Origin of the sequence: Citrobacter sp. Cf132 (assembly GCF_030333885.1) — a bacterium.
Lineage (GTDB): Bacteria > Pseudomonadota > Gammaproteobacteria > Enterobacterales > Enterobacteriaceae > Citrobacter > Citrobacter freundii.
In genome coordinates, this window is sequence record NZ_JAOWFA010000068.1 from 20,567 (window position 1) to 39,254 (window position 18,688).

Genomic DNA, 18,688 nt, shown 5'->3' on the forward strand with positions numbered 1-18,688 from the left:
GTTACTGCTTATGTTTATCTTGATATTTTTTTGCCTTCTTCATCAGTTCTTCAGGACTGTCAGCCCCCGGCACTCGTTCTTGAGACTCCTTTTCCTTATTATACGTATTCATTTGCGAAGATTGCTCTGAATTATGATGTTTTTGCAGATCAGAATACTGTTTATTTATGCTGCCTTCTTCATCGCGTATTCCTCCTTTAGTATCGGCTATATTCTCTCTCGATGTTGTGAGCATATTATCAACTTGGTCTTTTACATTATTCTGAATTCCGCTGTCCTGTGTACGTTGTTCGATAGTAGCCTGATGAGACTGGTGATCGGCACTAACATCGCTATTTCCACCGCCACCAGAAATGGCCCCCATACCATGGCCAACATTTCCTTTAGCTGCTGAATATGATGCATCAACGCTCGGTTGTACCTGCTCCTGAACAAATCCCCAAGCCAGTTCCCGACGTTTTCCTGCGATTTCTGCTGAGCTGGTATTAGTAAGCAATGTATCTGCATCTTGAGGTGCATGTTTACGGACATACTGGGCAAACTGCTGATTTAGATCCTCGCTCATTTGACCACTCATACTTTCTGTACGAGACGCCATTTCAGCATATTCATGGCTACGAGCCTGACTTGTGGTGTACTGATCATAGCTCTGTTTTGCTGAGTTCAACGATGCCGAAAGTTGATCTGCTCGGGAAGCCGCATTATTGTCCGTATGGCTCCCAGATTCACTGACTTTACGGCTAGTAAAGTAATCACTCGCCTCCTTAAAGTCCTGGGTTGCTTTAGCATCCATATCATGTCGAGCATCATGGCTAGCTCGAGAGCTATTTGTTGCTTGGTGCATATCGTCATCGGAAAAATCAACTCCCGCCTTAACTCCTGCCTGAAACCCTACCCCTCCTCCGGTACCCAGCACATTCAGCCCCATACTTCCTTTAGCATGTGCATCACCATACAATCCGAGTGACGCTCTGGTGCTCCTTGACGCTAACTCTTGAGTGGCCTGTTCATTACTAATATTATGCCCTTTCGCATAGCTTTCTACTGCGCTGCGCATCCTGCTGGCCATCATAGAATCCTGAGCACTCATAGTGCTGTCTGCGCCACTGGTCATTGAATTACTGCTACCACGGTTTGAGCCAAACTGACTAAGCGTATTCCATGCGCTACTCAAACTACTGTTATATCCATGCAATGCACTCTCTGACTGGGTTTGTGCCTCGCGGGCCATTGCCTGCTGTGCGGTTGCAATCTGACGAGTCATGTTGATACTCATAGGAATACGTGACGTAGCACCACTGGAATCTGTCACTACACTACCATCACGCATTTGCGTCGAACTGGCTCCGTTAGCCAACTGTTGGCTCATTTGTCCAAATACTGTTGAGCTATTGGTATTCCAGTTAAAACCACTCACATTTTCTGTCTGCATGTTAGCGTAAGAGTAGTTACCATCAACAGCACCAGAGGCAGCAGTGGCTGCAGGGCTGATAGCGGAAGAGGCCAGATGGCTGTAGAGATTTGAGAACCCCGCCCCCAGTCCCTTCAGCATTCCCCATGCCAGTGGCGGGATAAGCATCGACAGATAGCCTGCCGTGGTAGCGAGGTCTGAGTATTTTATCTGCACCTGTGACAACTCCGAGAGAACCACTGGTGAACCGTTGGCCTTCGCATAGAAGGTCATGCAGCTGTTGAGGATGGCGTAAAGCAGTGGCCAGCTCTGCACCCACATGATAGCCAGCACGTACCCCTTCAGCACATTAAGGGTGACGGCGTTAAACATCCCGCCCAGCACCATCAGGGGGAATATTCCGATGGTCAGACCGACAATCAACGTCTGAGACATAGGTAGTGAGCGTAATGCCACCTGACCGACCGTCGCATGCGCCAGCCGCTGCTTCTCCATCGATGACGTAGTGGCGATATTCAGCAGGCTTGAGGTGTCACCGTTGCGGGCTGCATAGCTCATGATGCCATTTCGCAAAGCGTTCATCGTCACATTCTGACGGACAATCGACGCGGCGCTCTGACCAGCACCATAGAAATAGTTATAGCTGTCCCCGATCATCTGGCTGAACAAAATGTCAGGATTCGGACGTCCGCCAAAAAGCTGACGCACGTAGTAACTCCATGTTTTTCCTCCGGTCTGAGTATCCAGGGCAAGCTTTGGCTTAATTACCGCAGCGGCTTCTTCACAGGTTAAAAACTGATTATTGTTGTTGAATACCCCCCTCAGCGGACTCGGCTTTGAGAAAATCAGCGTATACGGGTCTGCACTGTTCATTAGATCTTCCATGGTATATTTTCCGTTCAGGAAAATATCGCCCATCACGCAGTTCTGCACATAGTCCGTGAATATCGTAGTTATCTCTGGGTTCTGTGATAAAAAGTCCGTACTGCGTGAAACCAGATTCGCCCCAAATATCATGCCGGTTTTGCTGTAGGTGATGCTGTCGGGCTGTGAAAAGACCATTTCATACCCCTGAACAAGGGCATATCCGATTTTGGTGGTCAGCGATGCAGGCAGTGCCAGCCCGACGGGCACGTTATCGACTTTATAGACCTTTGTCTGATTACTGATATCGATTATTTGTACGGAGGTGCGAACACTGACCAGCAGCGACATCAGCACAATGACGCCTGCCCAGCCCAGCATATCCATGATGTTGTGCCGTCGTATCCACGAAATGGCTACAACCAGCACAGAGAAAGCCGTCGCAATACGCCGAATAACAACCCAGTTCTCCGTCGACATGAACGTGACGATGGCATTCAGCGTCTGCGTCAGCCAGTCGCCGCCCGCGATGACATAGATTTCCTGCATCAGCGCGCCCCCCCGAAGTGATAGTTGTTCTGGTAGCGCTGCAGCATGCGTGCCGAGACCTGCTGGCGCATGTAGCTCATCTGGCGGTCAACAACCAAAAGCGCATCCTGCTGTACCTGCACCTGTGCCTGGAAGGAGGCTATCTGCCGCGTGGCTTCGTTGAGGTTATTATTGATGCTGTCGATAACCGCCTGGTCATAGTTTCCCGTTGCCACCATTGCACGGGCCTGCTGGACCAGCTCCTGGATGTACTGGAGAAGAATGTCGTAGCCGATGTAATCGGTTAGCTGATAAACGAGGCTGTTAGAAACCCCCAGCATCTGTGGATCAACCAGGTACTTGAAGACCGGGATGGTAGTACTTGTGATAAATCCCTTCTCTTTCTCGGTTAACTTTAGATCGGCAACGGCTTTATTCTGAATGCTGTAAAGGATGTCTTTTATCTGATTTTTCAGTGCATTTTTCTGGCTGATCGTGACATTAGCATCGGCAACCACCTTCAGACATTTATCGCTGTCATTACAGTGATACACCCGTGCAGTCCCCCCCTCCATCATGGCCCGAATAAGGTCGCGATCGGTCGTTCTTGCCGGAAGCGGGGTTATATTACCCTTCTCATCAAAGACCATTGTTCCGGTCAGGGTCATGATGAACTCCTTAAGCTCTTTATTCCCGTCAAACATGCGGTTCTTTCCGAGCGCATTCCAGATGACATTGATATTCTTCGTTATGCGCTCTTTATCCTTATCACTGGCCTTATCACGGACCTTATCCATGCTTCCCCCCACCGTGCAGCCCTGGCGGGATGCCGCCCAGTCGGCAAACATGTTGCTCTCACCGGCAATGTCCTGGCAGACCTTCTGCTGGGAGACCTGAGTGCGCGGAAACAGACCGCCGACAATCCCCTGCGCCGCCTGGCAGGAGCTGAGGTTCATGCTGTTAATGTCGCTGGCCATCTTCTGCAGGAAGTCTTTAGCGGTCTTGATTTCCGGTACCGTGGTCTGCAGCGCCAGATCGAAGAAGTATCCGGCCGCATTGGACATAATCTGCTTGGCGAAACGCTGCAACTGATCGCTGTTAATAAAGCTGAAGGAGCCCAGATAGGCATCGATGCCGCCGCAGCCGGCGTTGATGTCGGGCAGCGTCATGGAGATAAGCTGGACGGTTTTCACCTGCGTGCGCGCGTAGAGTGAGCCGCCCGTGGCGTAGCCCGCGGCCTGGCCCTGCCAGACCTGTGGCTGGCTGGTGTTGGACGCAAAGCCCAGCTTATTAAAGAAGGTGTTCATGTCACTGTTCACGTCGGCACTCACGCTCGCTGAACACGCAAGAAGGAGGCCACACAGTATGGAGAGAGGTTTACGGACGAACATCGGCACCCTCCCGACTCGCCTGCAGGGCGAGTTTTCCCATTTTTCGTTTTAGTATGAACATTTGCCCTTTCGTATAAAGCGAGTTCAGGATTGCATAAACGCCACCTGCAACGGCAAGCCCGCCGCTCAGCGCGATAAATATCAGTGGAATGGCGTACATCAACACGTTCCACAAATCTTTCAGCTGCAGGTGACCGTCCCTGAGCCAGTCGCCGACGCAGGCATTGAAAACGTATGTCATAAAGACGCGCGACAGCACGCCGGCAATGAGCAAAATGCCCGCCCACTCAGCATAAACGCCGAACCGTGCGTCCTCTTTCCGTGCCCTGAGCGCGATTAACTCTGGCGTCGTAGCTCTCTGAAGCATTCCGGAGGTCATCATGTCGTGTTCCTCTGCATTGTTCTGATCAGCCATTGTTACCCACTCCACGCATCTGAAGGACCGTATCCATGCGGGCCATAAAGCCCTGTTCGTCGGTCGCGCCCTGCAGCAGGGGCAGGGCTTCAAGGGTGTTTACGTTGACGAGAAAGGTGGTTGGCGTGGCCACGGGCAGGTTAGGGAAAAAGGTTTTCATCACCTCCGGCGGCGCGGGCAACGCATCGGGAAAGGACGCATCCCCCTGACCGTCGATGGTGTAGGCCATCACCCCAAACCCCACCCGTGCCGACAGCGACTTCAGGACCGGATCAAACTGGTGGCAGTACGGGCAGTGTCCCTGCATAAACAGCACGACCTTCCAGTCGGCCAGATTGATCTGGCGGCCGTTGCTGAGGCGGTACCAGACCGGCGGCTTCGCCGGAAGTGGCTTAACTTCAGGGTCTTCCGGGGATGTTGGCAGAGATCCCGACGTTCGCGCCCCCTGTGGATGCCATAACGATTTGATCTCGTCCATTGTGGAAGCCTGTGTGGCCAGGCAGAGGGACATGAGCGCCACGGTAAACACGGTATGTCTAAGGTTCATGTCGGCATCCTCCGGCATCACGGGCCTTTTCGGCCTCACGGGCGGCATCAATCCAGCGGTTGATGATGCGGTAGCCCCCCCAGAGCGCCATCGATACGCCGATTATCTGCGCCAGAAGAATGGCCATCTCCGGCTCGCGCCGGACCAGGCGGGAAACAATGTGAAACCATATCCCGAGGCTCAGCACCCATAATCCGGGCACGTCGAACTCAGGCAGGCGAAAACGGAATTTGCGCATGCGAACTCTTCCTGTATTAAAAGTTGGGGGCAAAATCTGTGGAAACGTTGAGGAACTGCTTCGCCAGGTCATCCTGGCTGATAAAGCCATACGAGACGGGTTTGACCGCCCCGCTTTTAGGGTCGGCCAGCATCAGCGCCGGGAAGTAACGAATACCCAGCCGGCTGGCCTGTCCACCGTCCATTCGGGTATCCGGCAGGAGTGGATTCACGATACCGTCCACGGAAACCGGAATGACGCTGAGGTGATACGTTTCGCGGAAGTTTTTAATGACCTGAACCAGCTGGCCGTCGATCGGGTCCTGTCCGCGGTAGAAGAACATCACGCCATAGTGCTGAGCCAGCGTTTCAATGGCGCGGCGCTGGTCGGCAAAGTCCGCCGCCAGCTGGTTGCGCACGGTACCGTTGTAGTGGCTGTGCTGCAGGTTGTAGTCCAGTTCGGGGTGCTCGAGCATGGCTTTTTTGGCGCTCATCGAGAACAGCCCGGCCTGCTGCGTCCAGTAGTTCTGCAGGCGGAAGTAGCGGGTAAAGTTCTCCACGCCCGGATACAGAATGGCCTCGTACATGGCGCGCTTCGTGGCCTGCTGAAGCGTGGCAAGCTTCTCCATGATGTCCGGCGAGGCCTGCTGAGGCTGTGTTGAAGAGGATTTGTCGTCCTCCGGCGTTCTGCGCGTTTCGTTGTACCACTGCCAGCCGGCATCTTTTCCTGTGGCGGTAAAAACGCTGCCAAGAAGCAGCAGCGCTAACGCTGTCTTTCTCTTTTTCACTGGAACCTTCCTTATCCCGAAGCAGGTCGGTTATCGTTTGAAAAGCGGGTTTAACAGCCACGCCAGCAGAACTCCCGCCACGAAAAGCACAACCATCAGCGCCATAAAAAACACATCGATGCGGGTTGTTTCATCAACGATATTCCCGCGCCAGTAAAGCACCGGTGAGGCGACAATCAGGCTGATGATAAGGCGTCCAGTAAATCCTTTAATTTTCATGATGGAGAGTCCTGAGTGAGTGATGAGTGGCTTACTGTTTGTTCTTCAGTTGCGCGGCGATTTCCTCGCGGACGCGCTTCGTCAGGGTGTCGTTATCCGGGATTTTCTTGTTCTTTTGCAGATCGTCGAAAAAGTTTGAGAAGTCGAGTTTGTCGAACTTGATTTGTTGCAACTCAGTCTGGGTGATGCCGCGACAGTCCGGGCTGCTGGCCTTGCCAAAGCCGATGTGAAGCTGACCGTTACGTCCCTGCTGCTGCACAATCTGGGCAAGCTTTGAGTCAAACTGACAGTAGCTGCGCTTCTTCTCGAGACAGACGCCGAGCACTTTTTTTGAACAGAACTCACCGATACTGACCGTGAGCTTATTCTCTTTGGCCTTGCCCAGCGCTTTCTCCTCGCTGCTGCACCTGGCAAGCCCGACGTCCTGGCCCCAGCCGCCGTCCTTACAGCAGCTGCTGAAGCCTGCCGCAAACTTCTTGCAGAACTTCGCGCTGCCGGTAAAGGCGCGTACGTTAACGCTGTTAATGGCTGCCACGTCCTTGCCCGCAGCGGCCAGCGCGGCGAGTGCCGAAACGACAGGTGCAAAATCGTTGTTTTTACCGTTCTGCGCCCGCTCACAGTCACCATCGAGACAGAAGGTGTCGCCGCCACATATCATCACCTGGCCGGAAGTACGTGTTTCACAGGAGTACGTCGCGTATTCATGCAGGCAGCCGCTGCCGTCTTCTGCCGTGAAGGCGCAGGTGCGTGAGGCAAGCGTACAGGCCGGATTGTTCATGTAGGTTTTGCAGGTGCCATTGTCAGCAGCCTGGGTCATATACGTGTCTTTGTACTTCCAGCAAGCCTGCGTGACCGGGTATGACACGCCGTCAACCACCACCGTTTTTGTGCTCCCCGGCTCAATACATTCCGTCTTTTTGAGCGTACCTTCGCTCTTGCTGAACGGGCAGGATTCGTTCCAGACCACGTCTGGTACCCATTTTTTGGCGGGAATTTCAATCTGGAGCGTAACGGTGAAGCTGTAGCGCATATTGCTGTGCTTCCAGATTGAATCTGTAGTGGGATTGTTTCTCCTGGTACGAATGGAAAACACCATCCCTGCGCCTTTCTTCAGCTGCATGCCGCTACTCAGCGCCAGGCTACCGGTATCGTTATCCATGGAAATCAACCCGAAAGGCGTGGTTACTCGCATAAACCAGTTAGGATTACTGAACGCCAGACGTTTATTCCAGGAATAGGTGGCTGTTGCAGCAACAACCTTCCCTGTCACCGGCGCAGTCCATGTTCCTGTGTATCCCGCTTCGGAGGAAGCAAACGAAATATTCTGAGACTGGATAACAATCTGTTTTGTTTCAGATGTATCTTCATAGTGGCCGGTAATGCTGGCCGTGCGCGTACAGGCCTGCTCAACCAGCAGGTCGCGCTCACAGGTATAGTTGGTGAACTCACTGCGGCTGATATTCTGCGCTTCGCACTGCGTCTGCCCCGTTTTGCCGATGATGGTATCAGCGCGGGACTGGACATCCTGGCTGGCCTTAATAAACGGCGCGTCGGGCGAAATGGGCTCCTTCGGGTTGTTAACAAACGAGTCGGTGACGGCTTTTGTAGCCTCATTAGTAGTCCAGCCCGTGGTACCGTCCGCTTTCAGCGCACCATCACCGGTCGCCGTCACACCGCCATAGTACTTTTTCTCACCGGGTGAGGCGGTATAGTTGGGGATAGACGCTGAGGGGTTAAAGTTTTTCAGGCTGCTCTCACCCTGCCCCTGTACCTGACGGGCAAAATCAGCCCCCGCCCTGTACTGCGCGTCAGCATCGGCAAATGCATTCACGCTTGCCATCGTGGTGGCAATGGCCAGCACCGACATCAGTATTGCTCTTTTCATCGGGCATCTCCTTTATTAAGCAGCTGTTGCGCCTCATCCCTGCACTCGCCCTTCCCCACCACCTTTTCCAGCGCCTGCTTCAGATGAAGATTGCCGCGAATCACGTCGTGGCCCGCCTCGCAGTACACCACCAGGGACGGCACGCTGGTGATCCCGTACTCACGAAAGCGGGTCGGGTCGATGGCGACGCCGCTGGCTGAGCCGTCCTGAACAAGCGCCATCACGGCGGTTGCCGTCGTTTTCATGTCGTTGTTGACCATACCCCGCAGGGTGGCGGGAATATCGTAGCGGCGGGCCTCGGTCAGCATGCGCTTAAGCCCCGCCTGCGGGATGGCAAAGGAGACGAAATACAGGGCACCGTGCGTGGGTTTATCCTGCTGGTCCTCGCGCTGGCGCTGTTTCAGCTCCCCGATAAAGCGGGCGTCGTCTGCTGAAAGAGGGTTCTGGCGCACCTGCTGCTCCAGCATCTGGCGCAGCGGCGCGTTGTCCTGCCCCCTCAGCTGCTGGCTGAAAGACTCCTGCTGACGAATAAACTCGCGGTTCGCCTCATCAGCCCCTGACGCCAGCGCAGTGCAACAGTATGCTGACAGCAGCAGCGCCGCCGTCAGACCGGACAGAGTTTTCATGGAAGTTTCCTTTTTCTCAGAGGAAGACGCAGTTGCGCTTGCGCCAGAGAAGATAGCCGTAGTTTTTCTTCGTGTTCGGCGGGTTACGCCCCGTTTCCCAGCGCATGACCGTTCGGCCGAAGGGATGGCACTGCGCCACGTCCGGATACATATTCACCATCTGATAGCGCCAGCGCGTTTTGGGAATAATGGGTGACGGATACTCGAAGCAGACCTTTTTATCCTCCCCGACGCTCTCCATTATCTGACCCTGACGGTGCAGCTTGAACGCCATGCGCTCGCTGACCAGAACGGAAGACTGCAGGGGGCTGGACTCATTGCTCACCCAGCCGTTAAAGGGATACATTGACCCCTGCGATCCGGCACACCAGAACAGCGCGTCAACCGACGTTTTTGCTGCACTGGCCACCGCGTCGGCCGCACATGCGCCCTGCGCGATGGGGTTGGCAAAAATGACCGCCTCCGGATTCAGAATGGAGGTCAGGGCGCTGTCCCCCCATGTCGGGTCGATTTCAGACAGGTATCCGATATCCAGATCGCCGCCCTGCAGACACCCGAGGGAGGTGATGATATTGAGCCAGTACGTCAGCGGATATTTGTACCAGTGCACGTGGTAGAACGCGCCATTGACCTGTTTGTCATCTTTTTTGGCGGCGCCCATCCCCATTTTCCCGAGATTAACGGTGAATCCGCCGAGGTTCACCATGCAGCCCGGAGAACGTGCCACATCGGTCATGGCCATCGGCTCCCAGTACCCTATTGCCAGGCCAACGCGCTGAAATACCGGCGGTGGCATGGGACAAAACTGTATCGGGCTACCGGGATTGGACGTGTCCGGTAAATCCCCGCCCGTGACTTTTGTGCTGCCGAGCGACAGGGGGAACATGCAGCGCCAGCAGATATCAGTGATCGGATTGACGAAGCGCCCTTCGCAGGCGGCGTCCGCCGCTGCCATGTGGCTGTTACCCCACAGAAGCAGCCCGAACAGAGAGACGGTCAGCATTTTCACCGGACACCTCCTGCATCATGCTGCGCCATATCGGGCGGAATGATTTCCACCTGCAGGCGCTTTCCGCTGGGTGCCGCCGTTACCCGCGCCGGCACCTGGCTTATGCCGAACCGGGCGGTCAGCACCCCGTTCTGGTCGAAGAAAATGCGGCTGTCGAGCTTCTCCGACGTCTGCGGAATGTTGCCCTGAACCAGAATGATGCGGGTGATCAGGGTGTCAGGCTTCTGTCGCTGTACCCACGCGAGCTGCTCCGCATCGTCGCCGTTGATAAACAGCAGGGTTTCGTTAAACGGCACCACATCAAGCGGATTAAAGACCTGCCCCGCCTGAGCAAACACGTTGCCCCTGTCGTCGGCAAGCGCCTTGTCCACCCGCACGCTCGGGTCAAACCAGCGCCGCTCGTAGCGCACCGCGCGGGTTATTCCCTCAACGGCAGGCGGGCGCTGGCTGTTGCGCACCACGCGCGCCTTAAACTCCGCCATCTTTTTGTCCATCTCGCCGGACTGCGCCAGCGTCTGCAGCCGGCTTTCGATAACGGTCAGCATATCCGGCTCCGCCACCGGCCAGAGATCGCCCCACGTCCCGAGGTCAGCGGCCGTCACGCTGCCGGTCAGCAGCGTCAGGCCCAGGGCAAGGGCGCGCATCACCCCCCCTCCTTCATCCGGCGGGCCACGTCAGTCTGGATTTCACGCGTGATATCCGGCGCCCCCTGCACCACGGCAGGTGCGACAAGGATGAGGGCACGATGGCGGACCTGCCAGTCCCTGAGGCTGGCCTCCAGTGACGCGTTAAAGCGGTCTGAAAGTGCTTTTGTCTGCGCCTCGTCCAGTGAACGGCGACCGGCGCTGTCAAAGAAGGCATCCACCGTGGATTTCATGTTGAAGGCCACAACCACAGGACGGTTAAGCTGGCAGACCAGCCAGCTGATGCCTGCGCCCGCAGCCAGCGTGCCGGCAATCAGCGCGGCGTTAATGAGTACGTGTTTTTTCATGAGATGGTCTTCCCTTCATGCTCGTGAAGCCAGCGCTCCAGCGCGGCCATTTCCGGCCCGGATTTTTTCCACGCCAGCTCCCAGACGGCTTCGTGAATACTCAGCCCTTCCCGGCGTCGCTGCTGCAGAAACTCAAAGTCCGGACCGTCCGAGGAGTACATTGCCCGGCTGAGCGGATCGACGAACAGGCGGTGCCAGGACGTCAGGTGCTCAACCGACAGCATAAAGCTGCTGAACCAGTTGTCCTTCGCGCTGCCAAAACCTTTAATCATGTCGCGCTGCAGCTGCGAATACTGGTCCGGGTACAGCTGGTTGTACTTGGCGAACTCTTTGGCGGACTGCTTGAGGATAATTTTGTAGGACGAGTTACCCCATGCCGCGCGGGCGGCGCTGGAGGCCGTTTCCGAGTCAAAATCGACGATGTTCTGCGTAATGGTGATGTACGAACCTGTATGGCGGCGGGCGGTACGGTAGCCCTTCTCGATAAACGCCCCGACCTTGTTGTTCTTGAAGTCCAGCAGGCGCCAGCCTTCGTCTATCACGTTGAGCTTCTTCAGGCTGCGCGGCGTGCGGTACATGCGGTTCTCAATGTAGAGAATGAGCGAGAACATCACCGCCACCAGGAGGGACGGCCTGTCCTCCAGTCCGCCGAGCTCAAGCACCACCATCCGGGCTTCGTCCTTCAGGGACGGTTCGTCGGAGTTGAAGTAGCTGCCGTACACCCCGTCGCGGGTGTACTGGGTCAGCAGTACCACCATCTCATCGAGGCGGCTGCGGATGGTTGGCGATCCGCTGTACTCCTCGCTGTCGCGGGCCATCATCAGGTAGTCCACCACGTCGTCAATGCGCGCCTGGTTTTTCTTCGTAAGCCAGGTGGCCTTCACCGCCTTGAGCAGCAGACCTTCGTGCACCTCGTCCAGGTTGCCGTTGGGGCTGGCCATCACGGACAGCTGGTCCCGCAGGCGTTCGGCCATCTCATCGATGGTATCGTCGGTGACGTTAGCGAACGGATTAAACTTCAGCGTCTCGCCGTCGAGGTAGACCCCGCCCATGTTCTCGCACAGGGACTTGTAGCCGTCGCCCATGTCGAACACCACGGCGAAGCCGCCGGAGTCGATAACGCTGCGTATCAGGGGCTGGATAAGCCCGGTTTTCCCCGCGCCGGAGGTGCCACACACCGCCATATTGAAGTTGGTGTTACCCATGCCGCGGCTGAACAGGTCGATAAACGCCAGCTGGTTGCGGTAGGTCGGTGCCAGCAGGCCGGAAGTGGCCAGCGGGCTGTCCGCCACCACCGGCATCAGATTGGCGACATTAAAGCTTTCGGCGCGCTGCAGCACGCCGGACTCACGCAGCTGCTTAAAGAGGCCGCCGCCCGCCATAAACGGCAGATTCACGAGAAAATTGCGCATATGGTTAAAGCGCGGGGAAATCAGCTCGAAGCCATTTTTACGGAAGCTGTTCAGTACGTCCTGCTCGACCTTCAGCGCAGTTTCCTGGTCATCGCGGCAGAAGAGGGTCACGTTCAGAAAATAGCTCACCAGCGAGGACTGCCCGGACGACAGGCGCTGGCGCAGATCGCCCCACTCTTTTGCCTCCTGCGCCACGCCCGGGAAGAACTTGGCGTAGCTGGTCTTGGACTTCTTCTCAAGATCCATGAACTTCAGGTTGGCCTCGTTCTGCGCCTTTACCTGGTCTTCCACGCTAAGGACCAGCGTCAGGATAAACGGGCACGAAACGGACAGTTCCGGGTTGAGAAGGTTGCTGTAGTTGTCGGCCATATTCCAGAGGAAGGCCAGCTCCGGATTTTTGGTCAGCTGGAAGTTCATGATGCGCGCGGTGCTGTTGCGACCGTTACCGCGCAGCCCCAGCGTCATGTAGTCGGCCTTCACCTTCAGGTCAAAGGTATCGTCCACGCACTGGTAGTTCAGATCCTTGAGCGGGTCCAGTTCCCGTTCGGTGGGATACAGCGCATCCGGGTTGTGGTTAATCATTTCGCCCGCAATGCGGATAAAGGCATCCGCATCCACGCTGCGGGTGGCTATCTGCGCCCCCTGCAGCGAGGCGCGGATGATTTTGACCTGGTTTTCCATCTCCATCACGCTGGCCTTACTTCCGCGCTTACGGGGGACGCAGCAGGAGATGTACACCCGGTAGTTACGCAGGGTCAGCGGCAGGTTGAGGTGATCGGGCAGCGGGAACCCTTCTTCTGCGGCCCTGAGATAGTAGGCGCGGGTGATGGCGTTGAACGTATCAGCCTTTTCCCCCGTCCATGAGAGCTCGCGCAGGCCATACTCGATATCCTGACCCACCAGATGGCTGGACACCAGGTGAACGGCCACCGGCACCTCGCGGGGCAGCTTGGTGCGCATCAGGTTTTCCAGCGACGAAACGATAGTTTCGTTGGCGCCGTTGATGGGCTGCGCCTCGAGCATAAAGCCCATCGTCTTTTCGTTCATGAAGAGGCCGGTTTCCGCATCGTAGTCGCGGTACGGCAGCACGCGGCTAAACTGCGGGAAGCGCATCTGCCCGAGGACATCGTTCGCCTCAGAGGACGCATCGGGCATCTTCAGGGCCGTCAGCAGCGAGTTGACCGTGCGGGTGACGGAGTCCAGCGGATTACTCATGATCCCCCTCCTTTTTATTGTCGGCCGTTTTGACCGCTTCCGTCGCAGGGGCCGGGCGGCTGGCGGGGATACCGTAGCGAAAACGCACTGAGCGCATCTGACCGTACAGGCAGAAATACGGACGGCATCCCATAAGCAGCGCCGCCCCTGAAAACACAATGGCCATCACAATCCACAGCAACTTAAACGCACTCAGCGCCCCGTCAACATGACCGGCATATCCTTTAGCATCGGTGACGACGCTGCCCCGGTCATGGCAGACGGCAGAGGGAGCGTCATGCAGCGTGAGGCCGGAGGACTTGTTCTGCGGAGCAGGCGGTATAAAGGGTTGTAAAGGTTCATCACGGCAGACCGCAATACGAAACTCGCCACTGCTGACGTTATGCGTGACGGCCATAATTTCCTGCGCCATCGCCTCTCCGGGCGTGGTGTTATCCATCCACAAAAGCATGGCAACCAGCAGCATCAGCGTGGCGGCAGGCCAGATAATCAGATAGTGAAAAGCCCAGGCAAGCCATCTAAGGCAATACAGCAGGACGGACAGAAGCTTAAGCATCATTCCCTTTACCTCCGGGATTCAGCGGAAACCAGACGCTGCAGTTGTGTCTGATAGCCTCCGCCAGCCTCTCCCCGTCCTCTCCGCTGTACAGCGCTTTAATCCGGCTGACGTCAGACTTCGCCAGGAAAACCCTCATCTGCTGTTTTGTTACGCTCATACCTGAGCCTGCTTTACCCAGGAACAGACAGTGCCCACGCTGCCGTTGCATTATGTGTTGAGAAATCCCAGCCTTCCCGTCAAGGGCGGGAGCGCTCTGCTGAGACGCTGAAAGCCAGAAGTCGCGCTCTGCGGCATTAACACAGATGACACGCATCCCCATCGCCTCGCAGCAGGCCGCTATATCGTTAAGGTGGCGGGTCTTACCCGGACCGCTGTTACTGTTGGTTGTCATGATGTTCGTCTCCTGGTTTTTTGCCATCGTTCTGAATGTCTTTGCGCAATTCACGCCAGTCGCGGAGTTGTCGTTCTGATAAAAAGGTCCGCATAACCTCAACGCTGATGGCTGTCTTACCGCTACCGGTTTTCCCCACGACCATCACATTGGTTTTTCTTCTTCCCATCGGTCACCTCAGATACTGTTTTTCTCGTATTTCCAGAACCCGCTGGCATTCCGTACAGGTACGTACGCCCGGGATGGCCTGCTGCCGCCTGAGGGGGATGCGATTGCCACAGCATTCGCACCGGTTGCGGCTTTTGCCCTGCAGGCAGGATCGCTGCCTCGCGGCCTGTATATGAAGCTGGTTCAGCAATTCGTCCTGCTCCTGCAGGAGATCGAGTTCGTCTGCCATCAACGCTCCCTGCTCACACTGTCCGGACACGCTACCGCCCATCCCTTTTTACGTTTCAGGGCACGCGTGATAACGACAGATTGTTAAAATGGGTGCCACACGCGGTGGCGGTTCAGGTTTCAGTTAACGCGTGGGGTTCCCCACGCTGAGGGTTTCACAACAAAAAACACCCGCGTCGGCTGGTGATAAACGTCCTGCGTATCGATATAGGGCGCGATCCACAGCCCGGCCGCCTTTTCACCGACGCGAAGCGGCCTCGGGTCCACGATGGACTCGCGCCCTGGCGGCGACACAGTAACCGGCGTGACCGTGGAGAGCGGCGCCCGTGAGGCTGAGTGCGGCTGCGGGCGGGGGAGAGTCGGTATACCCGTCAGAGGTGCATTCCTGGATGCGATGGCATGCACCGGTTCAGCCGGCAGCGTCAGGGGCTGCACGGACCGGGTCCGGAAATTACCCTCAGCCAGGCGCGGCAGCGATGTCGCACCCGGCTTTACCGCGCTGGCCTCCTCCAGTCGTTTGGCTTTCTCATTGGCCTGCTCGATGGTCATGCAGGTATCGGATGTCGTCGCGTTACACTCAAAATCGCTCGTTGTACCGGCACATCCCGACAGCGTCAGGAGACTGGCCAGTGTGAGCGCAACAGGCACTGTCTTGTTCATTTGCGGTTCCTTTACGTGGGGTTATTGTGAGTCGGCCTTCGGCATAAACTGGCTCTGGTTAAGCCTGCCCAGCTGGTTGAGCATCTGGTCGGTACTGAACCCGTTCATGCCGCCCTGCGGGACTGACGGCGGCGGAACCGGGCTGCGGTCGTCGCCCTCCGCTTTGCTTCTGTCATTCTCGTGCGCCAGCTCTTCAATGGTTTTCAGCTGAAAACCGTCCTGAAAGACAACGGTCACTTCGTTACCCGCCCCAATAGGAATGACGGGGTGGTACTGCTCTGCGCGTTTGATGTAGTAGTCGCTGAGGGTCTGGGCGGCTTTGGAGGCGCCTCCGCCAATCCCCATCTTCATCACGTCACCCGCGCCGAGTGATGCCGTGGCGCCGAGGCCGACCGAAGGCTGGGACGCGGTCTGCACGCCCTGACCGATGCCGTCAACAAATCCCGCGCCCCATGCCCAGCCGAGGATTTTGCCGTTTCGCATCACCACCTCGCCCTTGATGCCGTTTTTTCCCCGGAAGCTCACGTGCCCGGCAATGGGCTGGTCGATGGTGACGCCGTGCTTCAGGCAGCTGATGTTGCGGGTGCGTACGATGGCGCGTTCGCTGGACACGTCGCCCCAGGCTTCAAGCCCGATGAAGCAGCCGGTCAGGTCGTAGCTTTTGCTGTTGGGCATTTCCACCCTGCCCGTAATGCGCAGCTGCATCGGCACCGTGGACTCGTTACCGGTTACGGAGGCGTTGGCGTCAGCCCCCTCAATCAGCATCGATTTGGCGAAGCTGCCCGACGGGATGTACGGCAGGGACGGACCTTTACTCTCGTCGCTGTGGGCAAAAGACTGCCGGCGCAGCTGGTTGGGTACGGGGATGGGCTGGTACTGCACCTGCGCCGGCGGCGTGACGCCGTTACCAGGATAGAACGCGGTCGGCGGCGGGACGGCCCCCGTCTGCGGCGGGAAACCGGTCGGCTGCGGCTCACCTTCAGGCCCCGGCGCAGGCACTGGCGGCTGCGGGGCCGGCTCACCCGATGCGGTGACGGGTTTCGCCCCCAGCGCGCTGACCTGAGCGGAAAGCGCCGCATTATCCTGACTGAGTTTGTCAATCTGGTGCTGATAGCCTGCCTGCCCCTTGCTGAGCAGCTCAAGCTCGCGGCGCATTTCGGCATACTGCTTCTGCATCTCGGAGGCCGTAGCCTGCATCTCGGTCGTGGCATGCTGCTGCACCTTCTGGTCAAAGGTGCTGTCCACCACGCCGGTCATATCGGGCGCAGGCTCGCCGGCGGCTGCCGCATCGCTGCTGCCCTCGTAGCGTGCATCCGCCAGATACCAGCCGCCGCCGCCCACCACGCCCACGGTCGCCAGCACGATACCCAGCCAGATAAACTGCTTGCGCTTCACCACTGAATTAATGCTGGCCATCAGCCGCACCTCCGCTGCTGATAATGAAGACCTGCAGGGCGCCGCCCGCCATCAGCTGACGCGAGGCTTCACCAAACAGCACGCCGCGAATGCCGCTCTGCCAGAAGTCGCTTTCCGCGATGTTGCGGGCCATCCCGGTATTGTTGGTGACGCGATAGCGCACCACCTTAAGGTGATTACCCACCCAGACGCGCTCGGGGACTGCAGAAAGTCCGGCGGGAGCGTTGAGGGCTTCATGCGTAACGGGGATAGCCTGCCAGCCGGACGGAAGCTGCCCGCCCAGCAGATGCTGGCTCAGGGAAACCAGCGTGGCCTCGTAGGGGGAAGACTCTTCCCAGGTGCGCGCCGCTTCACCCGTACCGGACAGCTCGCTGACCAGCCGGATGGTTCGCCCCGCGCCCGCACGTGGCACGGCCTGTACCGAGAAGTTGAGGCCGCGTTCGGTTTCCAGAATGAACGTGAAAGGCTTTTTGTTGAGGGTGCTGACAATCACACCACCGCTTGCCGTCTGTTCCTGACGCGTCAGCTCACCGTCGAGGCTGGTCAGGGCCGTCACGCGGTCACCTGCGACTGTAAAAAGGTTCGGGTCGGTATTGCTGACCGCGATGCTGGCCTGTCCGCCGTTCGTCAACGGGACAATCGTGGCAGAAAGCGCAGCGGGTGCGGCGACCGTCTGACCGGAAGCGAGCATCAGCAACGCCAGCAGCGCACGGCGACTATTTTTGTTCATCGATGATTTCTCCGAAGTGACTGAGCCAGCTGATGCCGTCCTCGCGCTCGAACTTGAGAACGTACTGTTTCAGCTCGGGATACGGTTTCGAGTCGCCTATCCAGGTCTTCAACTGGCCGCGTACGTCCACGCGGCTGCTTGCCGGGTAAACCTTCACGCTGGTCATATAGAAAGACGAGTTAACGTTGTTGTCCTTAATGCGCTTCGCATCCTCAGCAAGCCGGATTTTCAGCTCGTTCTGCGCTGCGGGTTTGACATAGGACAGCAGCTGCTCATGAGAGGCATCAACGGTTTCCGGGGTAACATTGAGGCGAAGGGCGATAAGCGACAGGGCCATCTGTTGCAGGTAGGAGGCATCTGCCTGGTTCTGCGACACGGCAAACGGCGCGTTGAAAAGCATTGGCGTGACGATAGACTTCTGCTCATTCTGAAGGCGGTAGTTGTTGACGGCCTGAATAACATTGGTGGTGATGCTTCCCAGAATAACCACCCCCATGGCAATAAAGCCGATGGCAATAACCCGCTGTGTACTTAATCGTGCTCCGTGTTCCATCTGATTATTCCTGTCTATTTAATCCACTGGCGGTAGCATGAGTCGGGTACATCATGAAAAATCCCCCTCAGCAGTGAGGTCGGCATATACCAGTAGACCAGGTCCCGTAGCCATGAACTGCCCCGCCCTTTTTTGAGCTTTTTAATTCCGAGATAGGCCAGTACGGCAGCGATAATTCCGGGGATATAATGCTGGGTCCAGAATCCCCACCCCAGGCAGACAATCGCCGGAATAAGCTCATCCACAGGAAGGCCAAACCAGCGGCTCTGATTCGTCAGGGTTTCGGGAAAGCGATATTTTTTGAGAGATTCATCTGCCATATATGTTCCGTCTCCGGTACAGCTGGCAGTATGGAAATACCTGCCAGCCGGATTACAGGCAAAGCCCGGTGATGCTGCCAACTTACTGATTTAGTGTATGATGGTGTTTTTGAGGTGCTCCAGTGGCTTCTGTTTCTATCAGCTGT

General features: G+C 56.8%; 22 protein-coding genes. All 22 read right to left on the reverse strand.

Annotation, left to right across the window (positions count from 1 at the left end; all coding sequences use genetic code 11):
- Window position 1: 1 nt before the first annotated feature.
- The 22 genes from traG to traL all read right to left on the reverse strand — a co-directional run bounded on the left by traG (window position 2) and on the right by traL (window position 18,542).
- On the reverse strand, window positions 2-2,824 hold the full coding sequence (gene traG, locus OGV85_RS18995; protein ID WP_008324119.1) for a conjugal transfer mating-pair stabilization protein TraG: 2,823 nt from the start codon (window positions 2,822-2,824) through the stop codon (window positions 2-4).
- A complete protein-coding gene (traH, locus tag OGV85_RS19000; protein WP_008324121.1) occupies window positions 2,824-4,194 on the reverse strand; it encodes a conjugal transfer pilus assembly protein TraH in 1,371 nt (456 codons plus the stop codon). Before traH ends, traG begins: the two co-directional genes overlap by 1 nt.
- Entirely contained in the window at window positions 4,181-4,609 is a 429-nt protein-coding gene (locus tag OGV85_RS19005; protein ID WP_008324122.1) for a hypothetical protein, read from the reverse strand. Before OGV85_RS19005 ends, traH begins: the two co-directional genes overlap by 14 nt.
- Window positions 4,602-5,156 (reverse strand): type-F conjugative transfer system pilin assembly thiol-disulfide isomerase TrbB, encoded by a 555-nt coding sequence (gene trbB / locus OGV85_RS19010; protein ID WP_008324125.1) that lies wholly within the window; start codon window positions 5,154-5,156, stop codon window positions 4,602-4,604. The genes OGV85_RS19005 and trbB overlap by 8 nt, the downstream gene beginning before the upstream one ends.
- Complete coding sequence (gene traQ / locus OGV85_RS19015; protein WP_008324126.1) at window positions 5,146-5,394, reverse strand: type-F conjugative transfer system pilin chaperone TraQ; 249 nt, start codon at window positions 5,392-5,394, stop codon at window positions 5,146-5,148. The genes trbB and traQ overlap by 11 nt, the downstream gene beginning before the upstream one ends.
- A 16-nt stretch (window positions 5,395-5,410) precedes the next feature.
- Entirely contained in the window at window positions 5,411-6,160 is a 750-nt protein-coding gene (gene traF, locus OGV85_RS19020; RefSeq protein ID WP_008324127.1) for a type-F conjugative transfer system pilin assembly protein TraF, read from the reverse strand.
- 30 nt (window positions 6,161-6,190) lie between these two features.
- Window positions 6,191-6,379: a conjugal transfer protein TrbE gene (gene trbE, locus OGV85_RS19025; RefSeq protein WP_008324128.1), complete on the reverse strand. Its 189-nt coding sequence runs from the start codon at window positions 6,377-6,379 to the stop codon at window positions 6,191-6,193.
- Window positions 6,380-6,410: 31 nt separating this feature from the next.
- Window positions 6,411-8,264, reverse strand: a complete 1,854-nt coding sequence (gene traN, locus OGV85_RS19030; protein WP_022652255.1) for a type-F conjugative transfer system mating-pair stabilization protein TraN — start codon at window positions 8,262-8,264, stop codon at window positions 6,411-6,413.
- Window positions 8,261-8,890: a type-F conjugative transfer system pilin assembly protein TrbC gene (gene trbC, locus OGV85_RS19035; protein ID WP_008324130.1), complete on the reverse strand. Its 630-nt coding sequence runs from the start codon at window positions 8,888-8,890 to the stop codon at window positions 8,261-8,263. The genes traN and trbC overlap by 4 nt, the downstream gene beginning before the upstream one ends.
- Before the next feature lie 16 nt (window positions 8,891-8,906).
- Window positions 8,907-9,893: a conjugal transfer pilus assembly protein TraU gene (traU, locus tag OGV85_RS19040; protein WP_032160671.1), complete on the reverse strand. Its 987-nt coding sequence runs from the start codon at window positions 9,891-9,893 to the stop codon at window positions 8,907-8,909.
- A gap of 2 nt (window positions 9,894-9,895) precedes the next feature.
- Window positions 9,896-10,543 (reverse strand): type-F conjugative transfer system protein TraW, encoded by a 648-nt coding sequence (traW, locus tag OGV85_RS19045; protein WP_008324132.1) that lies wholly within the window; start codon window positions 10,541-10,543, stop codon window positions 9,896-9,898.
- Window positions 10,543-10,890, reverse strand: a complete 348-nt coding sequence (gene trbI / locus OGV85_RS19050) for a type-F conjugative transfer system protein TrbI (protein ID WP_008324133.1) — start codon at window positions 10,888-10,890, stop codon at window positions 10,543-10,545. Before trbI ends, traW begins: the two co-directional genes overlap by 1 nt.
- Complete coding sequence (gene traC / locus OGV85_RS19055) at window positions 10,887-13,517, reverse strand: type IV secretion system protein TraC (RefSeq protein ID WP_008324134.1); 2,631 nt, start codon at window positions 13,515-13,517, stop codon at window positions 10,887-10,889. The genes trbI and traC overlap by 4 nt, the downstream gene beginning before the upstream one ends.
- Window positions 13,510-14,076, reverse strand: a complete 567-nt coding sequence (traP, locus tag OGV85_RS19060) for a conjugal transfer pilus-stabilizing protein TraP (RefSeq protein ID WP_008324135.1) — start codon at window positions 14,074-14,076, stop codon at window positions 13,510-13,512. The genes traC and traP overlap by 8 nt, the downstream gene beginning before the upstream one ends.
- Window positions 14,066-14,467: a hypothetical protein gene (locus OGV85_RS19065; protein ID WP_008324137.1), complete on the reverse strand. Its 402-nt coding sequence runs from the start codon at window positions 14,465-14,467 to the stop codon at window positions 14,066-14,068. Before OGV85_RS19065 ends, traP begins: the two co-directional genes overlap by 11 nt.
- Window positions 14,451-14,636 carry a hypothetical protein gene (locus OGV85_RS19070; RefSeq protein WP_008324139.1) on the reverse strand — a complete coding sequence of 62 codons (186 nt, stop codon included), beginning with the start codon at window positions 14,634-14,636 and terminating at the stop codon, window positions 14,451-14,453. Before OGV85_RS19070 ends, OGV85_RS19065 begins: the two co-directional genes overlap by 17 nt.
- A 3-nt stretch (window positions 14,637-14,639) precedes the next feature.
- Complete coding sequence (locus OGV85_RS19075; RefSeq protein ID WP_008324141.1) at window positions 14,640-14,864, reverse strand: TraR/DksA C4-type zinc finger protein; 225 nt, start codon at window positions 14,862-14,864, stop codon at window positions 14,640-14,642.
- 119 nt (window positions 14,865-14,983) lie between these two features.
- Complete coding sequence (gene traV, locus OGV85_RS19080; RefSeq protein ID WP_008324154.1) at window positions 14,984-15,523, reverse strand: type IV conjugative transfer system lipoprotein TraV; 540 nt, start codon at window positions 15,521-15,523, stop codon at window positions 14,984-14,986.
- Between the two features lie 21 nt (window positions 15,524-15,544).
- On the reverse strand, window positions 15,545-16,939 hold the full coding sequence (gene traB, locus OGV85_RS19085; protein ID WP_008324156.1) for an F-type conjugal transfer pilus assembly protein TraB: 1,395 nt from the start codon (window positions 16,937-16,939) through the stop codon (window positions 15,545-15,547).
- On the reverse strand, window positions 16,926-17,669 hold the full coding sequence (gene traK / locus OGV85_RS19090) for a type-F conjugative transfer system secretin TraK (protein WP_008324157.1): 744 nt from the start codon (window positions 17,667-17,669) through the stop codon (window positions 16,926-16,928). Before traK ends, traB begins: the two co-directional genes overlap by 14 nt.
- The gene (traE, locus tag OGV85_RS19095; protein ID WP_008324158.1) at window positions 17,656-18,222 is read right to left on the reverse strand and encodes a type IV conjugative transfer system protein TraE; all 567 of its coding nucleotides are present in this window, start codon (window positions 18,220-18,222) and stop codon (window positions 17,656-17,658) included. The genes traK and traE overlap by 14 nt, the downstream gene beginning before the upstream one ends.
- 14 nt (window positions 18,223-18,236) lie before the next feature.
- Window positions 18,237-18,542: a type IV conjugative transfer system protein TraL gene (gene traL / locus OGV85_RS19100; protein ID WP_008324160.1), complete on the reverse strand. Its 306-nt coding sequence runs from the start codon at window positions 18,540-18,542 to the stop codon at window positions 18,237-18,239.
- Window positions 18,543-18,688 lie beyond the last annotated feature (146 nt).

What these genes read in the sequence shown, in the direction of transcription:
- traG (WP_008324119.1), bottom strand. Translation starts at nt 2,824, where the DNA reads ATGCAGGAAATCTATGTCATCGCGGGCGGCGACTGGCTGACGCAGACG.
- traH (WP_008324121.1), bottom strand. Translation starts at nt 4,194, where the DNA reads ATGTTCGTCCGTAAACCTCTCTCCATACTGTGTGGCCTCCTTCTTGCG.
- OGV85_RS19005 (WP_008324122.1), bottom strand. Translation starts at nt 4,609, where the DNA reads ATGGCTGATCAGAACAATGCAGAGGAACACGACATGATGACCTCCGGA.
- trbB (WP_008324125.1), bottom strand. Translation starts at nt 5,156, where the DNA reads ATGAACCTTAGACATACCGTGTTTACCGTGGCGCTCATGTCCCTCTGC.
- traQ (WP_008324126.1), bottom strand. Translation starts at nt 5,394, where the DNA reads ATGCGCAAATTCCGTTTTCGCCTGCCTGAGTTCGACGTGCCCGGATTA.
- trbE (WP_008324128.1), bottom strand. Translation starts at nt 6,379, where the DNA reads ATGAAAATTAAAGGATTTACTGGACGCCTTATCATCAGCCTGATTGTC.
- traN (WP_022652255.1), bottom strand. Translation starts at nt 8,264, where the DNA reads ATGAAAAGAGCAATACTGATGTCGGTGCTGGCCATTGCCACCACGATG.
- trbC (WP_008324130.1), bottom strand. Translation starts at nt 8,890, where the DNA reads ATGAAAACTCTGTCCGGTCTGACGGCGGCGCTGCTGCTGTCAGCATAC.
- traU (WP_032160671.1), bottom strand. Translation starts at nt 9,893, where the DNA reads ATGCTGACCGTCTCTCTGTTCGGGCTGCTTCTGTGGGGTAACAGCCAC.
- traW (WP_008324132.1), bottom strand. Translation starts at nt 10,543, where the DNA reads ATGCGCGCCCTTGCCCTGGGCCTGACGCTGCTGACCGGCAGCGTGACG.
- trbI (WP_008324133.1), bottom strand. Translation starts at nt 10,890, where the DNA reads ATGAAAAAACACGTACTCATTAACGCCGCGCTGATTGCCGGCACGCTG.
- traC (WP_008324134.1), bottom strand. Translation starts at nt 13,517, where the DNA reads ATGAGTAATCCGCTGGACTCCGTCACCCGCACGGTCAACTCGCTGCTG.
- traP (WP_008324135.1), bottom strand. Translation starts at nt 14,076, where the DNA reads ATGATGCTTAAGCTTCTGTCCGTCCTGCTGTATTGCCTTAGATGGCTT.
- OGV85_RS19065 (WP_008324137.1), bottom strand. Translation starts at nt 14,467, where the DNA reads ATGACAACCAACAGTAACAGCGGTCCGGGTAAGACCCGCCACCTTAAC.
- OGV85_RS19070 (WP_008324139.1), bottom strand. Translation starts at nt 14,636, where the DNA reads ATGGGAAGAAGAAAAACCAATGTGATGGTCGTGGGGAAAACCGGTAGC.
- OGV85_RS19075 (WP_008324141.1), bottom strand. Translation starts at nt 14,864, where the DNA reads ATGGCAGACGAACTCGATCTCCTGCAGGAGCAGGACGAATTGCTGAAC.
- traV (WP_008324154.1), bottom strand. Translation starts at nt 15,523, where the DNA reads ATGAACAAGACAGTGCCTGTTGCGCTCACACTGGCCAGTCTCCTGACG.
- traB (WP_008324156.1), bottom strand. Translation starts at nt 16,939, where the DNA reads ATGGCCAGCATTAATTCAGTGGTGAAGCGCAAGCAGTTTATCTGGCTG.
- traK (WP_008324157.1), bottom strand. Translation starts at nt 17,669, where the DNA reads ATGAACAAAAATAGTCGCCGTGCGCTGCTGGCGTTGCTGATGCTCGCT.
- traE (WP_008324158.1), bottom strand. Translation starts at nt 18,222, where the DNA reads ATGGAACACGGAGCACGATTAAGTACACAGCGGGTTATTGCCATCGGC.
- traL (WP_008324160.1), bottom strand. Translation starts at nt 18,542, where the DNA reads ATGGCAGATGAATCTCTCAAAAAATATCGCTTTCCCGAAACCCTGACG.